Genomic DNA, 19,840 nt, shown 5'->3' with positions numbered 1-19,840 from the left:
CATATTCGGAGACAACTTGTCTTTTGAACGCCTCACTGTATTCTTGTACAGGGAGGAATCTTTTTTTTAAATTCATAAGGATGACTGTTTTTATGGTTTTATAGTCAACCTTTTTCAGGACGAGACATCCATTAAAAATCCCGGTGATATTTTCATCAGGATTTTTTGGGTTTGTCTTTGAAGGTTAAAGATTGAAGTATTTTAAAGATTTAATCGGGCAAATCAGACATTCATCATTTAAAACACTAATGACACTAATGTTTCAGTCTGTAAATTGTGATATTTGTGAAATCATTTGTGGTATTTGTGGTTAAAAATTAAAGACTCAAACATTCAAAGATTCAAAGATTCAAAGATTTAAAATATAAAAAAATCCCGGTGAAATATCACCAGGATTATTATTTATAAAGATTGATCTGAATTTATAATTCTTCACCTTTCATTCTTCATTTAACTAGCTTCTTCTGCTCATTAAGATTCTCAGAATATACCAGAACAAAAGCATAATGGATGCAAAAAGCTGCAATGAAGCTCCCACATACTGCCCTGTAGAATAAACATCTTTAAGCTTACTTGTTTCATAAAGAATACTTGCGGAAGCCAGAAGCACCATTCCTACTGAGAACCAAAGTCCCAGGTTGAATCCGAAAATTGCTCCGGCCACGATCAGTCCTATCGAAAGAAAACCTCCGATTACGATGATATTTCTTAGAAATGAGAAATCTTTTTTAGAAGTAAACGCCACTGCCGAAAGTCCGGCAAACATAGCTATCGTAAGCATAGCAGCCTGGAAAATGATATTTCCGCCACCCTGCATTCTTGCTGCGATATAAATCATAGGCATAAAGATCACAGCTTCTAAAATAATGTAGAAACCCAATCCGAAATACTGCGTTGTTCTGCTCTGCGAAAGCGACCATTTAGAAGCCAGCATCGAAGCCAGCCAGAAAACTCCGATAATCAGCAGCCACGTGTATTTCTGGCCGAACATCATAGCAATAATTTCCACAGGAACCGTTTTCAGTAAAATAGTTTCAACGCCGATAAATGCCAGGATTGATAAAGCAACATGCAGGTAAGTTTTTCTGTAAAAAGCTGCTTTTTCCACATCAGAGGAATGAGCAACTAAAACATCTGTCATCATAGTTAGTATTTTTATTGTTTAAAATTTTATTATTTGTCTTTTTTAGCCGGCATTACCCCAATGATTTTTCCATTCTCTTCAAAGACAGCCATAATAACCTCTTTTGAAGAAGAATCACCGGCATATTTGTAGTTGATGCTTGGCAGACTGGAACCATCCATCAATCTGTGGTACCCTGTTTTTAAAATGTCCAGCTTTCTATTGATATCAAAGCCGTCTTTTACTTTTTTCAGAACATCATCCGTAACGATCTCTTTTACCTTATCGGAAAGAAGTGCATCAATGCCTGGACGATCTGAAGATTTAAGGGCTTCAACAAACTTAAGAAAGTTGTCATTATACAGATTGATCTTCTCTTTGCTCAGCTGTGCAGGAATCTCTTTCTGAACTTTTTCAACCTTTACATCCGTTACTTTCTGAGCAAACATCAGCTGTGCAGCAAGAACTGTAAGTCCTAAAAATATTTTTTTCATAATTTTTTTTGTTATTGGTAAAATAAGTGAGTTAAGATACGAAAATCAGACCACTTCCAAAAACTTCATCGTATCTACATTATCCGCGTAAGTATCCAGGGCAGGATGCTGTGCTTCACCGAAAGGAATGGAATCTAATCCAAGCTCATCTTTTGCCACAATACACTGAATATCCTGCTCATTTTCAGCGATGAAACTTCTCACTTCCTCCAACGAAGAATATCTGCTGAAATTGATCACTGAAAGCGGACTGAAAAGCTTATCATCCTCTTTCATCATTACAAAATTATTGTCCCAGAATTTATCCTGGTTTAGGAGATAAACCGCTCTGTTATAATCATAGTTGTTGGCATATTTATGATGATTAATGATATCCTGGAATCCTACAAAACTCTCAAATAACCTGTCGATAATAAAGTCCTCCGGAATAAAAACCCTGGTCACATTTCTGCATCCAAGTCCAAAATATCTGAAAATATCTTCCGCCAGAAGCTGAAGTTCTTCAGGGGTTTCCTTTCCATTCAAAACAGCTACAGAAGTTCTGTTTTTTCTGATGATACTTAAATGGTTTTTGAAATAATATTCAAGATATCTCGCTGTGTTATTGCTTCCTGTTGCAATCACCGCATCAAAGTTTTCCAGTCTTTCAACAAATTCAAACTGAGCAGCTCCATCTGACATTTCATTCCATTTTTTCAGCAGGAACGGAAGCATCTGCTTATCTTTTGAAGAAAGCTTGATCAGGGGAATATGTCCACTTAGAACTACCGCTATCACATCATGAAAACCAACCAGTGGAATATTTCCGGCCAGGATCAATCCTACTCTTTTTGAAGCTTTGGATACGGAATAGTTTCTGAGCCAGTTGTTTATATTTTCCTGAGTAAGCAGATGAGTCCACTCCGTAAGAGCAAATTTCTGATTCTCAAGGGTAAACCATGGATTCTCTATTTCGGATCTTTTCAGCAATAACTCAAACTCTGTATCATGATCATTATAATCCGCAGAATTCTTTGCTAAAAACTCATTTATGTATGTACTTAATTTAATAAGTCCTAAAACTTGATTTTCGATATTCATAATTACTTTTAAATTGGGGAATATTTTGTAATTTTGTGCAAATTTAAAAAAAATTAGCGATGGCTATTAAAATAACTGATGAATGCATTAATTGCGGAGCCTGCGAACCGGAATGCCCGAATAATGCAATATATGAAGGGGCCGTGGATTGGAAAGCTTCTGAAGGTACCGCTCTTGCAGGGACTGTGACCATGCCGTCAGGACTTACCGTAGATGCAGATTCGCCGCAGGAACCGGTAAGTGATGATGTATATTTCATTGTAACAGATAAATGTACGGAATGTAAAGGATTCCATGAGGAACCTCAATGTGCCGCTGTCTGCCCGGTAGACTGCTGTGTTCCTGACGAGGACCACGTAGAATCTGAAGAAGCCCTGCTTAATAAAAAAGCATTCTTACACGGTGAATAATAAAGGCTCCGTCTCAGCATAATGAGGCGGTTTTTTTAACTATAAATTTGAAGAATCTAGTAAAAATCAATAATAAACCGCAAGTCCATACATTCTTGCACAACCAAAAAGTAAAAATATGAGCAAAAAGCACAACTTCAGCGCAGGACCATGCATCTTACCTCAGGAGGTATTTGAAAAATCAGCAGAAGCTATTTTAGATTTTAACGGAATCGGACTGTCTCTCCTTGAAATTTCTCACAGAAGCAAGGATTTTGTTGCTGTAATGGACGAAGCACGTGCCATTGTGAAAAGACTGATGAACCTTGGTGATGATTATGAAGTACTTTATTTAGGAGGTGGTGCAAGCCTGCAATTTGCAATGGTTCCCTATAACCTTCTTAAAGTAGGCGGTAAAGCAGCTTATTTGGAGACCGGAACATGGGCGGCAGGAGCTGTTAAAGAAGCAAAAAAACTAGGAACTGTGGATGTAGTAGGTTCTTCCAAGGAAGATAATTATTCTTTCATTCCAAAAAATTATACAGTAGGATCAGAATATGATTATTTCCACTGCACATCGAATAATACAATCTACGGAACACAGATGAAATCTTTCCCTGAGGTAGATACTTTGATGGTTTGCGATATGAGTTCCGATATTTTCTCAAGACAGCTGGATTTTTCCAAATTTGACCTGATCTATGCGGGAGCTCAGAAAAATATGGGACCTGCAGGAGTTACTCTGGTCGTGATCAAAAAAGAAATTCTTGGAAAAACAGGAAGAGAAAACATGCTTTCTATTCTGGATTATTCTCAGCATATTTCTAAAGAATCCATGTACAATACCCCTCCGGTTTTCCCTGTATATGCTTCCCTTCTTACTTTACAGTATCTTGAGAAGAACGGCGGAATTGCAGCTGCAGAAGCAAGAAATGAAGCCAAAGCTAAACTTTTATATGATGAGATCGACAGCAATCCTCTGTTTGAAACATTCTGTGCAGAAGAGGACCGCTCTTTAATGAATGTTTCTTTCAACATTACAGACGAAAGCAAAAAAGAAGCATTCGACGCTGCATGGAAAGCTGCAGGAATCAGCGGACTGAACGGACACAGAAGTCTTGGTGGTTACAGAGCCAGTTTATACAACGCTTTACCTATTGAAAGTGTGCAGGTTCTTGTGGATGTTATGAAGTCAATAAAATAACTTATATTAGACGGCCAAAAAAATAAAAAAGATTTAAAGATTTCAGATACTTTATTTCAGACTTTAAAGTCTAGTATCTAACATCTTATATCTAACATCTATTAAGATAATAATACATGAAAGTTTTAGCAAACGACGGAATTTCGAAAACAGGAGAACTGGCCCTTACGGAAGCAGGATTTGAAGTCCTGCCCAACAGAGTGGCTCAGAATCACGTGATCAGTTTCATTAATGAAAATAACGTGGATATTCTTTTGGTAAGAAGCGCGACGAAAGTAAGACAGGACCTGATCGATGCCTGCCCAAGCCTGAAAATCATCGGCCGCGGCGGTATCGGAATGGATAATATTGATGTAGATTATGCTAAAAGCAAAGGGATCAAGGTGATCAACACCCCTACAGCATCTTCAAAATCAGTAGCGGAGCTTGTTTTCGGACATTTTTTTGCATTGGCAAGATTCCTTCACGAATCGAACCGGCTGATGCCATTGGAGGGGGAAACCCACTTCGATGCCATGAAAAAGTCATTCAGCAAAGCGTATGAACTTTCAGGAAAAACACTTGGAGTAATCGGCTTTGGAAGTATCGGGCAGGAAGTCGTGAAAATAGGAATAGCATTAGGAATGAAAATTAAGGTACTGACGAAAAATCCGAAAACAAGAGTTCTTACCCTGGACTTTTTCGACGGACAGAGCCTGAACTTTGAGATCACTTCCACCAATGATATGGATGCTTTTCTTAAAGACACAGACTTTATCAGCATCAATACCCCAAAAACGAATGAATATATCATAGACACGCCTCAGTTTGAAAAAATGAAAGACGGAGTCTACATAGTAAATACTGCAAGAGGCGGCGTGATCAATGAGGTAACCCTTATAGATTTCATCGAATCTGAAAAAGTAGCGGGAGCCGCACTGGACGTATTCGAAAACGAACCCACTCCGGAACTCCCTTTACTGATGAATCCGGCATTATCGCTTTCTCCCCACATAGGTGGAAATACCATAGATGCACAGGAGAAAATCGGTGCAGAACTTGCAGAACAAATTATTAAGCTACAAAAAGAAACCATAAGATAAAATATGCCTGTTTTTAAACCTTTCCGTGGAATAAGACCTCATAAAGACTTTGAGAGCACTTTCCCTACCCATCCGCTGGACAATTTCACCCAAGAGGAGATTGCAGAGAAAGCTCAAGTTGAAAATACTTACATCAACATGATTAAACCTTATGTTGTAAGTAAATCCAAAGATATTGACCGGAATTTAAGAAAGATCCGTTCAACATTTGAAGAACTTCTGGAAGAAAAGAAACTGATCCAGGACAGTTCATCATATTATCTTTATGAGCAGATTTATCCCAACAAACAGATTTTCAGGGGCTTGCTGGGATTAGCGAGTATTGAAGATTTCTGGAGCGGAAAGATCAAAAGACACGAAAGTACCATCCCGCAGAAAAAGGAAAAGCTGGCTCATTATCTGGAAAAAGTAAGTCTTCAGGCTGAGCCTGTGCTTCTTACCTACCCTTCCAATTCCAAGATCGAACTTCTGATGAATCATGAAGAGAAGAATGTTCCTATTTTCAATCATGTTGATTCTATCGGGATCAGACATAAAATCTGGAGGATAGACAACCGTCTGAAACTTCAGCAGTTCAAGGAAGTAATCGACCAGATCGACTCGTTCTATATTGCAGATGGCCACCACAGGATCGGATCTACCGCTCTGAATGCCAAACATCACAAAGAGAAAAATAAAAGACACAACGGTACGGAAGCCTACAATTTTGTGTACAGTTTTATCGTCTCCAACCAGTCGATTAAAATTCATGATTACAACAGAATCCTTTCTGATCTTAACGGGCTTTCCAGCGAAGACTTTTTAAAAGAGCTGGACCAGTATTTCCTGATCCACGAAAAAGGAGAAACCTCCTATTTCCCTTCTCAGAAATTCCATATCTCGATGTATCTGGATGGTAAATTCTACTCACTTCACGTGAAGCATGATCTCCGTTCAACGGAAATGTCCCTTGACAATCTCGACCACCATCTTTTAGATAAATATATTTTCAAGAATATCCTTAAAATAGAAAATTCTGACAGTTCTGAGAAGATTTCCTACGCAAAAGGAACCTCCAATATTCAGGGAATAAACTATTTAAAAGAAAAAATAGACAATGGCGAAGGAAAAGTAGGATTTGGAATCTATCCGGTGAGTTTCAACGATATGATTAAAATTTCTGACCTTAAACTCAGCATGCCTCCAAAATGTACATTCATTGAACCGAAATTGGTTACAGCACTGTTAATGTACGATATGAAACCTTAATAAATTCCTAATTTTTCCCTACTTTTATCATCGGAAAAAGAAAGGTAAATAAGAAATGAAAAAAATCTTCATTATACTTCCACTCTTTTTGAGTGGATTTTTATTTTCTCAAAAAAAATCACAGAAAAAACCGGTAAAAAAGACAACCGTGGCCAAGTTCAACTACCATGATGAGTTTAGGAAAATCTCCGACGAAGTGATGGCCAACGGTACGGCCTATGACAATCTGGGTGAGCTTACCAAAGGCATCGGTCCGCGTTTCAGTGCAACTCCCGGCTATATAAAAGCAGTGGAATGGGCAGAAAAAAAACTCAAATCTATTGGGATTGAAATGATCTGGAGAATGGAAGCTAAAGCTCCGGTCTGGATAAGAGGAAGGGAATCTCTGCAAATAAAAACGGCAAATGGGGATTGGAAAAATATCAGAATGCTGTCTTTCGGAAATTCTGAAGGAACAGGCGGGAAAGATCTTACAGGCGAAATTGTTTTAATCAATTCAACTTCTGAGCTTAATGCCATGTCAATCGGACAATTAAAAGATAAAATCGTTTTCGTAAATCTTCCGATGGATCCAAAGATCATTAATACAAATGATTCTTATTTGATAACCGCAAAATCTAAATTAATTTCCGCTTCCGTAATTGCTAAAACAGGAGCAAAAGCTTTAATTATAAGATCTTTAACAACAGCTATGGACGATACACCACACGCAAAAATGGTGTATTACGAACCTGATGACAAAGTAAGAATTCCCGCCCTGTCCATTGGAGTAAGATCCGCTGATGAATTGGAAAAATTACTGAAAAATCAAAAAGTTACCGCCAAACTAAATATGACTGCACAATCAAAGGGCGACACAACCAATCCGAATATTATTGCTGAAATTCAGGGTAAAAAGGATTCTAAAGTGATTGTTTTAGGAGCTCAGTTAGATTCTTGGGATTTCGGTGAAGGTGCCATTGATGACGGAACCGGTGTTGCGCAGTGCATTGAAGTTTTAAGAACATTCAAAGCGCTTGGTATTGAAAATAATCATACGATAAGGGTTGTTTTTTATGCGAACAGCGAAAACGGAGGCCAGGGCCGTGAAATGTATGCAGCCTATGTGAAAAAGAAACAGGAAAAACATGTTTTCGCTTTAGGAACAGATGCTGGAGGATATTCACCAAGAGGATTTTCTTTAGATATGCCGCCACAAAGGCGAAGACAGATCTTCGAATGGAAAAATTATTTCCTTCCATACGGTATTTATGATTTTGACCAAACTGAAGCTATTCAGGATATTTCTCCACTGAAAAAGTTAGATATTCCTTTAGCCGAACTGGTTGTAGATACACAGAGATACTTCGATTACCATCACTCTGAACAGGATACTTTCGATAAAGTTAACAAAAGAGAACTGCTGTTGGGTGCTACAGCAATGACACAACTTATTTTTATGATTGATAAAAACTGGTAAACTATGAAAAAAATAATCGGAACTTCATTATTGTTTTTAGGAATGGCTGCTTTTGGCCAGTCTAAGGAAGATTCTATACAGTTCAGTAAAATTTCCAATGAAATACTGAACAACGGCAAAAGCTATACGGAACTAAGGGATTTAACCCAAAATATAGGTCATCGTCTCAGCGGTTCAGAAGCCTATGAAAAATCTGTAAAATGGGCGGAACAGAAACTTCGTGAGGCAGGAGCAGATAAAGTATGGCTTCAGGAAGTCATGATTCCGGTCTGGACCAGAGGGAAGGAATCCCTGCAGATCAAAACAGCAGACGGAAAATGGAAAAACCTGAAAATGCTTTCTCTTGGAAATTCTGAAGGAACAGGCGGAAAAGATGTAACCGGTGAGATCATCATCGTAAAATCTATGGAGGAATATAACAAGCTTTCTCCAGATCAAGTAAAGGATAAGATCGTATTCTTTAACTACCCTTTCAGTCAGTCTTTTGTAGAAACATTTAAAGGCTATGGTGACGCCGCAAAATACAGGGTAACTGCAGCATCATTGACGGCTAAAAAAGGTGGAAAATTTGCGATCATCAGATCTCTGTCTTCAGCTTTTGATGATATTCCACACACAGGGGGAATGCGTTATGAGGATAAAGTTTCAAAAATTCCAGCCATTGCTATAGGAACAACAACAGCAGACGAACTTGAAGCTCTTTTAAAAACGCAGAAAATTACCGCAAAACTGAATTCCAACTGTGGCATGAAAGGCGAAAAGCTCTCTCACTCTGTTATTGGTGAAATTACCGGTAAAAAAGACCAGAGCGTAATCGTAGTCGGAGGTCATCTTGATTCCTGGGATGTAGGGGAAGGAGCCCACGACGATGGCGCCGGAATTGTGCAGAGTATCGAAGTACTCAGAACATTTAAGAAATTAGGCATTAAAAATAACCATACCATCAGGGTGATTTGTTTCGCTAATGAAGAAAACGGACTAAAAGGTGGCATCCAATATGGAAAAACGGTCAAAGAAAAGAACGAAAAACATCTTTTTGCCATAGAATCCGATGCAGGCGGTTTTGCACCAAGAGGAATCGCTCTGGAAATGGATGATGAAAAGAGAAACCAGATCAAAAGCTGGACTGGTTTATTCATTCCCTACGGAGTGTATAATTTTGAAGGAAAATATTCGGGAGCGGACATCTCGCCACTTCATGATATGGGAATCCCTACAGCAGAGCTTGCACCGGATTCTCAAAGGTATTTTGACATCCATCACACGGAAGAGGATACATTTGATAAAGTGAACAGAAGAGAGCTTCTATTGGGTGCTACAGCTATGACACAGATCATTTATATGATTGATAAGAACTGGTAAAATTGTTTACCACAAATTTCGTCAACAAGTTGGTTCCAGGGTAAATGATAAATTTTTATTTTCCTTGAAATTGGCTTGTTGACTTTTTGTACATAGGAAACAACTTTTTCCGCAATTACAGGATTCCCACATATAAGTATTTGATTTTCTTAAACTTAAATGAATTTATTCTCCGCTAACTTTTGAGTTAAAAATTAAAGTATTCCAGAACTTTTGTTTTGTGCTAAAAAATTCTTGAATCTCACTCTCATCATTTTTCAAATTTTTCATTCCTGTTTAATCTACAAACTTAAAACTACTTAGCGCTAAAAACAAACAGGAAAATTCACTTTGGCATGAAATTCGCAAGCTAAATCATTGAAAAAAAATTATTTAAAACACAGACGATGAGAAAAGGTTTCCGTGGAAGCTTCAGTTTCCACTGAGCCAGATAAAGGCGTTTCATATTTTAATATGGCCCTTTTTCTTTAGATACCGTATGCATCGGAAAGGATAATCCCATATCAATTCCATTTACGATGATGATTGTGTACGGTGTCATAAAGCTCGTGAATTCCTTCCGGGATTCAATACTGTTTTTTAATTAAAACTTTCTGGGTAGATTAAAGTATACCCTGATGTAAAACAATCAAACGGCCATAAGATCATAACCTTAGCCAAGTTCAACTATGATCCGTGTGCTATTTAATTATATCGGAAAATGATTCCGGACCGTTCTATTGAAGAACGGAAAACAATTGTATAACCTTAAAAAGTGATTAATGATGAGAGACTTTTTTGAAATGATTTTTAAGAGAAATGAAGATGCCGCAAAAATGAATATCTGGAGCGTGATGCTTCTGTTAAGTTTTGCTGTTTTTTCTGTGCTGGTGTATTTTATATATACCTCAAAACCTGATTTTAACAGCTTAATCGTATACCTTACCGCATTTGCGGCTTATCTCGGCTTTGGAATTGTATTTATCAGCTCCCTTGCCGGAAAAATGAATTCTTCCGACACAAGGAAGAAATCAAGACACGCATAACTTTAATTTCTACTTTACTAGAAAGCCGTTCAATCTATTGAACGGCTTTTTTATTTATATTAAAATTCCTTTAAGTAACAATCTAAAATTAGCTTTAAATCAATAGTATAAGGTTATTAAAAGCAAAAAAAATATGAACTGCTTTAGTTATTAAAAGCTAATACTTTGAGAATATGAAGTTCCCTTAAGGTTAAAAAAATTAAAGTTTTTACACTGAACCAGCATTATACATTCGTATTCTTAACACTAAAAAACTCTAAAACTCTCCCACACTCAAACTCTAAAACTCTTAAATACCAACTCCCAAAAATTCCTTTTTCTCCAGCTTCACCTGCAGTTCCTTTCCTTCTCTCCTGATTTTAAGATCAATCGAATTCTGCCCGTTCTCTACTCTATTAAGAAAATAATGACAGGCACTTTCTTTGTTAAGATTATCCAGATTAATATTGTTGATGCTGATAATGGCATCTCCCACTTTCAATGGAAAATCTTCTTCCCGGAATACGAAAGCAACTGTTGGTTTTGCTTCTATAAAACGGTATCCAAAGCCAAAGGACTCCAATCTGGCAGACTCATTTCTGATCTGTTTCATGTAGATCTTGTTTCCTGACCAGTCGAGGATAAATACAAAATTTTTAAAGAAATCATTTCCGATCAGGTTAGCACCTCCCGTGGCAATCAGTTCATTAAAAAAGCTTTTGTTGCCTAATGACAGCGATGCAGTCCGGAAAATATATCCCGGTGCAGGCTTTCCGGCCCCATAAGCTCCGACAGAGCTCGTCCCATAGACTTCTATACTCTTTGAGGCTTTTTGAGGCTCATATGCATTGTCTGCGATCTTCAGCCTTCCTGAAAATCCGGTATCGAAGGTAAGATCTATTTTCTTACCCTGAAGATCGGCTTCCACAACGGGTGTTTTCTGCGTTCTGGGAGTGAAAGGAATGACAATATCATAATCCGCGGGATTAAACTGTGCAAGATCTTTTGAAGCTTCGAGTGAGTTTTCCGAATAATTAATTTTCCAGAAAAGCTTTGCCATCTGATTGGCTCCAAGAATACCATCGATTTTAAAGCAACTCAGCTCAGAGACGCTCAAATCCATCACGACAGCTCCTACATCTTTGAAAACGGCTTTATCAACAGTCATTTCCGGCAAAATCGTAAAGATCTGTTCCTGCTTGTTTTTCTGTGAATCCTTTACGTCACTTTTATGTTTTTTCTCCAGTTTCAACTCTGTGTACACTGCTGTAGAGATCACCGTTGGCGCACCGGTATCAAATAAAAAATTATAGGGTTTTCCATTGATGCTTACCTGTACAAAAGGCAGATCATTGGCATATCTCAGGTTAATCTTTTCTACGGGATTCTGCAGCTGTACTTCCCCACTTTTGAAGAATTTCTTTCCCTGTGCGGAAATGGTAGTTGTGGAGAAAATGAGAAGGGTGTAGAGGATTTTTTTCATAAAAAAAACTTTATACGAAAATAGGGAAATTACACTAACTAAAATACGCCCTTTTTTTATCCTTACTCTGTATAATTAAAATTCTCAGCAACAAAAAAGCCATCCTCACGGACGACTTTCAAATATATTGAATTTTCAATTACTGTACTTTCACAAGCTCAACATCGAAGATCAACCAGGCATTTGGCGGGATAACACCTCCTGCTCCTCTTTCTCCGTAAGCCATTGCCGGCGGGATCAGTAAGGTAGCAGCTTCACCTTCTTTAAGCAGCAGGATACCTTCATCCCATCCTTTGATCACTCTTCCCATTCCGATTGGAATTTCGATAGGCTCATTTCTTTTGAATGAAGAATCGAATTCTGTACCGTCGATTAATTTACCTGCATAGTGTACAGATACATTATCACCAGCTTTAGGAGCTTTTCCAGCTGCTGCAGTTTTAGTGATCTTGTAATATAATCCGGATTCAGTTTTCTGCATTCCGGCTTTAAGGTCTTCAACCATTTTTTCCTGGTTAGCTTTGAATTCCTCTTCTTTTTTCTTTCTGTCAGCTTCTTCCTTAGCGATGTAAGCTTTGTTGTTTTCTGCAATCTTAGCCTTACCTTCTGTGAAAGTTTTTGCTGCATCGTAGTTTTTATATTCGTCGCCCTTGCTGAAAACAGAAACTTTTTCTAAAACGATATCTGTTTTAGGCTTATCCTGAGCTCCTTTTTCTACATTAGCAATGGCATCGATCACATCGTTACCTTTAACTACTTTTCCGAAGATGGTGTGTCTTCCATCCAACCAAGGCGTGGCCACTTCAGTGATGAAGAACTGAGAACCGTTGGTATTAGGTCCGGAATTCGCCATAGAAAGGATTCCTTTTCCAGTATGCTTAAGGTCGTTTTTCTCGTCCTCGAATTTATATCCAGGATCTCCCATTCCCGTTCCCTGAGGATCACCTCCCTGGATCATGAAATCTTTAATCACTCTGTGGAAAATAGTTCCGTCATAATAAGGAACTCCTTTCGCCTTAGCTTTGTTATCTATTTTCCCTTCTGCAAGACCAATAAAATTGGCTACAGTTACCGGTGCTTTTTTGTCTTCGAACTGCACGATCAGGTTTCCTTTAGAAGTCTGAAGATTTGCATAAAGTCCGTCATGAAGACCTTCGTAAGTTTCTTTGTCTACGTTCATTTTTTTATAGATTGGGGTACAACTCATCAGCGAAATACTTGCCGCTGCCAGAATTATATTCTTGTTAAACAATTTCATTATTTATAGAGCTTTTAATTTTATGATTAATGGTATATCGTTATCTATGTTCTTTTCATCTCCAAAGGTTCCGTAGGCCAGTGAAGAAGGTACCAAAAGCGTCACTTCCTCTCCATCATGCATAAAACGCAAAGCATTCTCTACCGCTTTCAGTTCATCAAAATGTCCGAATCTGGCATCTCTTCTTTCGAAAGGTTTGTCATAGATCTTGGTTTCATCAAAATCATACAGATCATAAGAATAAGAGATGGATGTATTGTCCGCTCTTCTTTCTCTCTGATCAAAACCTTCAACAGACACCCAGTAATTAAGCTGTGTAGGATAATACTTCACGGGCTGACCGCTGATCCAATCCTGGATCTGTCCCCGCTCTATAGTATTGAGATTCCTCATCCTTTCCTTTGAAACATCCAGGTCTTTCTGGCTCAACACTCCACCTACAGGAGGATGCGCCGTGGGTGCATTCCGGTTACAGCTTAACAGGCTTACTGCTGATATGAAGACTAATTTTTTCATAAACTTTTGCGAAAATACGCATTTCGGGGAAATATTGTTCAATAGGTTTTAAAAAATTTAGCAGATCATCATGAAGTATTTCTTGTAAATGGGGTGATAGGATATTTAAAGATTTAAAAATTCAAATATTTAAAAATTTCAACCACAAAAGTATTGAAACATTTAATTTCATTTAAAGTTTAGAATTCAGCTGTAAAAGTACACTGAAGTCATTATGAAAACCTTTGATTTTCTGCTTATGTGATCTTTTTTTTCAGGCTGATATAACTTTTAAAACTAAAGTGTTTTACATTAAAAACTCATGTGCCTTTTATCGTTAAATAAATGGGTTATTTAAAAAACAAAAAATCACCCCGTAAAAAGAGGTGACTGTTATTATGCTGACAATCAAATATTATTGAATAGTCACTTTAATCATTTGTGGAAGTGAAGGAAGTGTATTGAACTGATTCGGGTTGGCCAGTTGCTGCACCGGCTGGCTTTCAGCCTCAGCCGGCTCCGATCCTATATGGGCCCCGGGAAAAGAGCTTTGTAAGGTTCCACTGTCAAAAAGCCCTATGATCGAAGAGATATCACCTCTTGTTGAGCCGTCTACCCCATTATTCGTAGCAGCAATAAACCAGTCGTTGGACTGTCCGTACATCGTTGCCAGTGCAATACGGTCTCCTTTACGGGCAGATATTACCTGTGAAGCTTTACCTCCGTTATTCCCATTTATTCTGGGCTGTAAAATACCTGTAGCCGGATCTTTAAGGATGAATACTTCTTTTATCCCTGGCTTGGTTTTAAGGAAAGCAGCCAGAACATCAGCGTTGCCTTGCTGAGATAGCTCCTTCAAGCCTTCTCCACGGTCATTCTCTCCCGTCTTAAAGATAGGATTGTCATTACCACTGTATACTACGACCAATACCGGTGAAAATGCAGAATTAGGCCCTGTGATACCCGTAAGATATTGTTCAAGAGGAGTTGTTTTTCCCAATTCAGCAAGGTCTGTCAATCCGTTGGCTGATAATTTTCCCGGTGAAAAAATAGGATCTTCTTTTAAAAGTGCTGTTCCAGAAATATGGGAAACAGCCCAGACTCCGGCACTTACAGGTGTTTCATTGGCTGTGCCGCCTGAAGTATTGGTTAATTTCAGCGTAAACTTGGTTCCTTCCTCATGGGTAAGTTCCGCTTTCAGCAATTGTGAAGCAGGTGTTGCCAATGCAATCTCAGCAACATTCTGTTGAGGGGATTCTGCTGAGCCTGGATGAGTAACACCAGGACCTGTAGCTTCATTTTTACGGGTCCCGTTATCCCAAAGCCGGATCTGTGAAGAAACATCTCCCGTTACCGGATCACCATTATTCTGGTAAAGTTTGATTCCCGGATTGGAGGGAGCGAAAAACAGGTCATTACTATTTCCGTACATGGCTGCGAAACTTACAGCCTGTCCTTTTCCTGCATAGAATGTAAAAGAAGCCGATTCCCCGGGATCAATGACAGGTGATGATCCCGCATTCTGGAATGTTCCGAACTGTGTCAATGCTTTACTTTCAATTATATTTTCTACCGTTATTGTGGCGGTATCGTTTACTAACATTTCTCCGTCATCATCTTTGCCGCATGAGGAAACAGCTAAAACACTGATTATAGAAAGCATACCCAGAGGTAATTTGAACTTTACGAATTGCATAGTATTCTAAATTTTGTGAAAAATTACCAATAATTGGCGAGAAAATAAAAAAACCGGTAGAAATTTATTCTGCCGGTCGTATTATGAATTAAATAATATTAAAATTAAACAGTTTCCAGAACGTTTTTTTCAACCATCACTCTCCATCCGAAAGGATCTTCGCTAAGGTTGTTCTGAAGGTCTGTAAGATCCTTTTTAAGAAGAGCTGCAAAGCTTTCCTCATCTGACAATTTAGGAAGTTCAAGCTTCACACCTTCATATCCTAAAGCCTGGAATATGGTCGTCACAACAGCTGTTCCCACTCCCCAAACTTCTTTCAGAGTTCCGTTCTTTTGAGCTTCTACAACTGTTTTCACAGCAACAGGCTCTATTTTCACTTCAATTCCTCTTTTCTTGGCAAGCTGAATGAAGCTGTCTCTTGTCACCCCGTCAAGGATTTTTTCAGAAGTAGGCGGTGTATAGATTGTATCGTTAATTCTTACGAAAACGTTCATTGTTCCACTTTCTTCAAAATATTCGTGAGTGGAATCATCAGTCCAGATGATTTGCTCATAGCCTTCTTCGATGGCAAGCTGTGTAGGATAGAAAGAAGCGGCATAATTTCCTGCTGCTTTAGCAGAACCTACTCCTCCGTTTGCTGCTCTTGAATAATGATCTGAAATCTTTACAGAAACCGGTTCTGAATAATAGCTTTTCGCTGGTGTCGCAACGATGGCGAACATATATTTATCTGAAACCCTTGCTTTAAGAGCTTCCTCTGTAGCAAAAATCAATGGTCTGATATATAATGACATTCCTTCTCCCTGCGGGATCCAGTTTCTGTCGATATCTACTAATGCCTTCAATCCGTCTAAAAACATTTCTTCAGTCACTTCAGGCATTGCCAGACGTTTTGCTGATTTATTGATACGTTCAAAATTCTTTTCCGGCCTGAAAAGGAAAACCTGCCCGTCTTTGTCTTTATAAGCTTTCATACCTTCAAAACAAGCTTGTCCGTAGTTTACACCCATCATGGCTGGCGTAAAGGGTATTGGACCATAAGGAACCAATTTCACATCACCCCATTTTCCATTTTCATACTCACATATAACCATATGGTCGATAAAAGTATTTCCAAATGAAAAATTATTCGGATCAAAGTCCGAAAGTCTGGAGTTTTCAGTTTTTTGAATTATCATTTTTTAAAATTTTTACGATGTTCTACAAATTTAACATAATTTTCTAAATATAAAAATTTTAGAGTAAATTTGACAAAAAAATAGCTTGAAAAGAGAAATTAAGACCACAAACGATGGTAGTAAAACATTGTTTATCAATGAACTAAATGAAAACTACCATTCCCATCACGGAGCGCTTCAGGAAGCAGAACATGTGTTTATTAAAAACGGACTAAATCAGCTAAATGATTACGAAATTAATATTTTAGAACTCGGTTTTGGAACAGGTTTGAATGTTTTGGTGACAATTAATGAATATTTAAAAACTGACAAAAATCATGTCATCAATTATTTTTCCCTTGAAAAATACCCGATAAATGAATCCGAAATGAATGACCTTGCCTATTTTGAGCATTTTGATAACCCGGAATTCAAAAATATTTATCAAAAAATTCATCAGGCAGAATGGGAAAAACCATCTGAAATCATTATAGGATTTCATCTAAAAAAGATCAAATGTGACTTTTTTGACCTGAAAGACATAGACTTACCTAAAATCAACCTGGTTTATTACGACTGCTTTGGTGCAAGAGTACAGCCTGATCTGTGGGAAAAACCACTGTTTGAAATGGTTTCCGACAAAATGTCCGTTAACGGATTATTAACAACCTATTCTTCTAAAGGAAGCGTAAGACGGATTCTTCAGGAGCTGAATTTTAAGGTAGAGAAAAAACAGGGGCCTCCCGGGAAAAGAGAGATGATTAATGCAGTAAAGATGCAAAATAAGGAAGATCAGGAAGATTAAATAAGAGAAATAAAGCAGAGCAATACAAGGCTGATTTGTCAACAGGTTTATTGTCTCTTTCCACTTATTTCCTTATTTTAGCTATACAAAATATTATATATGATTGATAAGATCAACATTAGGGTGTATGCGTGTGCAGTAAAAGATAAAAAAGTACTGACCCTGTTTGAAGAATATGCCGGTGAACAGTTAATGAAATTTCCGGGAGGGGGCCTGGAATTTGGCGAAGGGCTTATAGAATGTCTTCACCGTGAATTTGATGAAGAACTGAATGTAAAAATTGAAGTTGTGGAACACTTTTATACCCAGGAAGATTTCCTGGTTTCAAGGTTCAGAGAAAACGAACAGCTTCTTACCATATATTATATAGTAAACATTACAACAGAAGAAGATTTCCTGATCCTTGATCCATGCATTGAAAAAACAGAATGGATCGATATCGACAGGCCGGACAATCCTTTTCCGCTTCCGGTCGATCGAATTGTATTTGATAAATTAAAAGAAAAATTCCTGTAAAATTATTTACAGGAATTTTTTATATTCAGAGTCTGTTCAGATGATATCTTAGTAGTTTAAACCGGTCTTATTTTCTAACCTTAAAATCGGAAGCCCCGGGATAAGGCTGTAAATAACCGGAATTCCAGTTGGACTGAAGCAGGGATTCTATAAACTCATCCGTTCTGTTCTTGTGCGGATTGTATTGGTCTTTAAGATCTATGTCTGCCATCTTTCCTTTCACATTCCACCAGAAAGCACTCCATCCGCCTCTCATCTCTTTAATGATTTCATAAACGTTTTTTCCGGTTGCTCTGTTCATCAGCTTGGCAAAAACCTGCCCTTCCGTTGTGGTAAGATCTCTAAGCTGCTTTTCATATTGATCTGCAAGCATATTCTGTCTTTCTTTTATAAATTTCCTTTTGGCTTTGCTGTCCATATCGGTCATATCCGCCTGAATTCCTCTGTACTGCTCAAGTGCAGTGACAAATAACGGATATACCCTGTTCAGTTTTTTGTTAAGGAAATAGTAATAATTTTTATCCAGCTGATTATTAAACCTCGGTTTGTTAACCAAAACCAGCTCATCCAGCACTACCACAGGTTCACCGTTAATTTCATAAATCTTTACCTTTTGACGTTCGTCATAATAGTACTTATTACCGAACTCATCAGTTTTTAATGATTCAGCAGGATATTGGTTGAGGGGTTTTGCAACAATAGAATCCTTCTGACCAAAAACACTGACTCCAAAAAAGAAGATAAAAAGACAGACAATCTTACTAAAATTCATTATTTTTACACTTATAATAACAAAAATTACCCGCAAAAATCATTCCCTTTTATGAAGTTTGAAAAGAAATCTTTGAAATTTTTAGAAAAATACTTAAACACTTCTTCCCCAACAGGTTACGAACACAGAGGCCAGGAAATCTGGATGGACTACATCAGACCATATGTAAACAAAATAGAAGTGGATCATTACGGAACATGCTATGGGATAATCAATCCCGATGCTGAATTTAAAGTAGTGATTGAAGCCCATGCTGATGAAATCTCATGGTATGTTAATTATATTACGGATGACGGATTGATCTACGTGATCAGAAACGGAGGCTCAGATCAGACGATCGCCCCATCAAAAGTTGTCCATATTCACGGTGAAAAGGGAATTGTAAAAGGCGTTTTCGGATGGCCTGCAATCCATACAAGATCCAACCAGAACGAACCGACACCAAAAATTGAGAATATCTTCATCGACTGTGGAGCCATTTCTAAAAAAGAAGTTGAGGAAATGGGAATTTACGTGGGATGCATGATCACTTACCCGGATGAATTCTTTGAAATGAACGACAGATATTTTGTCTGCAGAGCATTAGACAACAGAATCGGAGGTTTCATGATCGCGGAAGTAGCAAGACTTTTAAAAGAAAACAAAAAAACGATTCCATTCGGGCTGTATATTACGAATTCTGTACAGGAAGAAGTAGGACTTTATGGGGCAGATATGATCGCTGATACCATTAAGCCCAATATCGCCATTGTAACAGACGTTACCCATGACACCACTACTCCCATGATCGAAAAGAAAAAAGAGGGTGACCAAAAATGTGGTGACGGACCTGTCGTTTTTTTTGCCCCAAGCATTCATCATACCATAAGAGAACTCATTATTGATACAGCAAAAGCTAAAAAAATCCCTTTCCAGAGAGCCGCTTCAAGCAGGGCAACAGGAACAGATACCGATGCTTTTGCACATTCTAACGGCGGAGTACCAAGTGCATTAATTTCCTTACCTTTGCGCTATATGCATACAACGGTAGAAATGGTTTCTAAAGAAGATGTAGGTAACGTAATTCAACTGATCTACGAAACACTTCTGAAGATCAAACCGGAGATGAAACTGAAGTATCATTAAGAGAATCAAGATGCAAGACACAAGATTCAAGACGCTCAAAAATAGGTGATAAAAGATAATATCCGGCAGATCCTATCTTGGCTCATGG

Annotated in this window: 19 protein-coding genes; 10 read left to right on the top strand and 9 right to left on the bottom strand. The window is 38.0% G+C overall.

Features of this window, described 5'->3' with window-relative positions; genetic code table 11:
* Positions 1-454 precede the first annotated feature (454 nt).
* The 3 genes from J4Q03_RS20185 to J4Q03_RS20175 are packed head-to-tail and all read right to left on the bottom strand — an operon-like array spanning position 455 to position 2,697.
* The gene (locus J4Q03_RS20185; RefSeq protein ID WP_426049910.1) at positions 455-1,144 is read right to left on the bottom strand and encodes a Bax inhibitor-1/YccA family protein; all 690 of its coding nucleotides are present in this window, start codon (positions 1,142-1,144) and stop codon (positions 455-457) included.
* A 29-nt stretch (positions 1,145-1,173) separates the two neighbouring features.
* A complete protein-coding gene (locus J4Q03_RS20180; RefSeq protein ID WP_426049909.1) occupies positions 1,174-1,617 on the bottom strand; it encodes a peptidylprolyl isomerase in 444 nt (147 codons plus the stop codon).
* Positions 1,618-1,662: 45 nt separating this feature from the next.
* Positions 1,663-2,697, bottom strand: coding sequence for an acyl-CoA reductase (locus J4Q03_RS20175; protein WP_426049908.1), 1,035 nt, complete (start codon positions 2,695-2,697; stop codon positions 1,663-1,665).
* A 59-nt stretch (positions 2,698-2,756) separates the two neighbouring features.
* Here J4Q03_RS20175 and J4Q03_RS20170 point away from each other — a divergent pair, with 59 nt between their 5' ends.
* The 7 genes from J4Q03_RS20170 (at position 2,757) to J4Q03_RS20140 (ending at position 10,466) form a co-directional block, all read left to right on the top strand.
* Positions 2,757-3,107, top strand: a complete 351-nt coding sequence (locus tag J4Q03_RS20170) for a 4Fe-4S binding protein (RefSeq protein ID WP_426049907.1) — start codon at positions 2,757-2,759, stop codon at positions 3,105-3,107.
* A gap of 118 nt (positions 3,108-3,225) precedes the next feature.
* On the top strand, positions 3,226-4,290 hold the full coding sequence (serC, locus tag J4Q03_RS20165) for a 3-phosphoserine/phosphohydroxythreonine transaminase (protein WP_426049906.1): 1,065 nt from the start codon (positions 3,226-3,228) through the stop codon (positions 4,288-4,290).
* Positions 4,291-4,406: 116 nt separating this feature from the next.
* The gene (locus J4Q03_RS20160; RefSeq protein ID WP_426049905.1) at positions 4,407-5,372 is read left to right on the top strand and encodes a D-2-hydroxyacid dehydrogenase; all 966 of its coding nucleotides are present in this window, start codon (positions 4,407-4,409) and stop codon (positions 5,370-5,372) included.
* A 3-nt stretch (positions 5,373-5,375) separates the two neighbouring features.
* On the top strand, positions 5,376-6,620 hold the full coding sequence (locus tag J4Q03_RS20155; RefSeq protein WP_426049904.1) for a DUF1015 domain-containing protein: 1,245 nt from the start codon (positions 5,376-5,378) through the stop codon (positions 6,618-6,620).
* A 148-nt stretch (positions 6,621-6,768) separates the two neighbouring features.
* On the top strand, positions 6,769-8,079 hold the full coding sequence (locus tag J4Q03_RS20150; RefSeq protein ID WP_426049903.1) for a M20/M25/M40 family metallo-hydrolase: 1,311 nt from the start codon (positions 6,769-6,771) through the stop codon (positions 8,077-8,079).
* 3 nt (positions 8,080-8,082) lie between these two features.
* Positions 8,083-9,441, top strand: coding sequence for a M20/M25/M40 family metallo-hydrolase (locus J4Q03_RS20145; protein ID WP_426049902.1), 1,359 nt, complete (start codon positions 8,083-8,085; stop codon positions 9,439-9,441).
* Positions 9,442-10,202: 761 nt separating this feature from the next.
* On the top strand, positions 10,203-10,466 hold the full coding sequence (locus J4Q03_RS20140; RefSeq protein WP_426049901.1) for a hypothetical protein: 264 nt from the start codon (positions 10,203-10,205) through the stop codon (positions 10,464-10,466).
* Positions 10,467-10,755: 289 nt separating this feature from the next.
* Here the strand turns inward: J4Q03_RS20140 and J4Q03_RS20135 are convergent, their stop codons facing one another.
* The 5 genes from J4Q03_RS20135 to J4Q03_RS20115 form a co-directional block, all read right to left on the bottom strand.
* Complete coding sequence (locus J4Q03_RS20135) at positions 10,756-11,928, bottom strand: aspartyl protease family protein (protein ID WP_426049900.1); 1,173 nt, start codon at positions 11,926-11,928, stop codon at positions 10,756-10,758.
* A 139-nt stretch (positions 11,929-12,067) separates the two neighbouring features.
* Positions 12,068-13,108: a peptidylprolyl isomerase gene (locus J4Q03_RS20130; protein ID WP_426049911.1), complete on the bottom strand. Its 1,041-nt coding sequence runs from the start codon at positions 13,106-13,108 to the stop codon at positions 12,068-12,070.
* Between the two features lie 81 nt (positions 13,109-13,189).
* On the bottom strand, positions 13,190-13,702 hold the full coding sequence (locus J4Q03_RS20125) for an FKBP-type peptidyl-prolyl cis-trans isomerase (RefSeq protein WP_426049899.1): 513 nt from the start codon (positions 13,700-13,702) through the stop codon (positions 13,190-13,192).
* Between the two features lie 394 nt (positions 13,703-14,096).
* Positions 14,097-15,377: a spondin domain-containing protein gene (locus J4Q03_RS20120; protein WP_426049898.1), complete on the bottom strand. Its 1,281-nt coding sequence runs from the start codon at positions 15,375-15,377 to the stop codon at positions 14,097-14,099.
* Positions 15,378-15,481: 104 nt separating this feature from the next.
* Positions 15,482-16,555 carry a branched-chain amino acid aminotransferase gene (locus J4Q03_RS20115; protein ID WP_426049897.1) on the bottom strand — a complete coding sequence of 358 codons (1,074 nt, stop codon included), beginning with the start codon at positions 16,553-16,555 and terminating at the stop codon, positions 15,482-15,484.
* An 85-nt stretch (positions 16,556-16,640) separates the two neighbouring features.
* On the opposite strand from J4Q03_RS20115, the gene mnmD reads away from it, so the two are divergent.
* Together mnmD and J4Q03_RS20105 are read left to right on the top strand one after the other, a co-directional pair.
* Positions 16,641-17,339: a tRNA (5-methylaminomethyl-2-thiouridine)(34)-methyltransferase MnmD gene (gene mnmD, locus J4Q03_RS20110; protein WP_426049896.1), complete on the top strand. Its 699-nt coding sequence runs from the start codon at positions 16,641-16,643 to the stop codon at positions 17,337-17,339.
* Positions 17,340-17,438: 99 nt separating this feature from the next.
* Positions 17,439-17,855 (top strand): NUDIX domain-containing protein, encoded by a 417-nt coding sequence (locus J4Q03_RS20105; protein WP_426049895.1) that lies wholly within the window; start codon positions 17,439-17,441, stop codon positions 17,853-17,855.
* A gap of 67 nt (positions 17,856-17,922) precedes the next feature.
* Here J4Q03_RS20105 and J4Q03_RS20100 read toward each other — a convergent pair whose 3' ends face one another.
* Complete coding sequence (locus J4Q03_RS20100; RefSeq protein ID WP_426049894.1) at positions 17,923-18,627, bottom strand: DUF4294 domain-containing protein; 705 nt, start codon at positions 18,625-18,627, stop codon at positions 17,923-17,925.
* 51 nt (positions 18,628-18,678) lie between these two features.
* On the opposite strand from J4Q03_RS20100, the gene J4Q03_RS20095 reads away from it, so the two are divergent.
* Positions 18,679-19,752 (top strand): M42 family peptidase, encoded by a 1,074-nt coding sequence (locus tag J4Q03_RS20095; RefSeq protein ID WP_426049893.1) that lies wholly within the window; start codon positions 18,679-18,681, stop codon positions 19,750-19,752.
* The last annotated feature ends 88 nt before the right edge of the window (positions 19,753-19,840 follow it).

Origin of the sequence: Chryseobacterium sp. NFX27 (assembly GCF_049887855.1) — a bacterium.
Classification (GTDB): Bacteria; Bacteroidota; Bacteroidia; order Flavobacteriales; family Weeksellaceae; genus Chryseobacterium.
The sequence above is the reverse complement of the archived record's forward strand: the minus strand, read 5'-3'. Positions and strand labels throughout refer to the sequence as shown.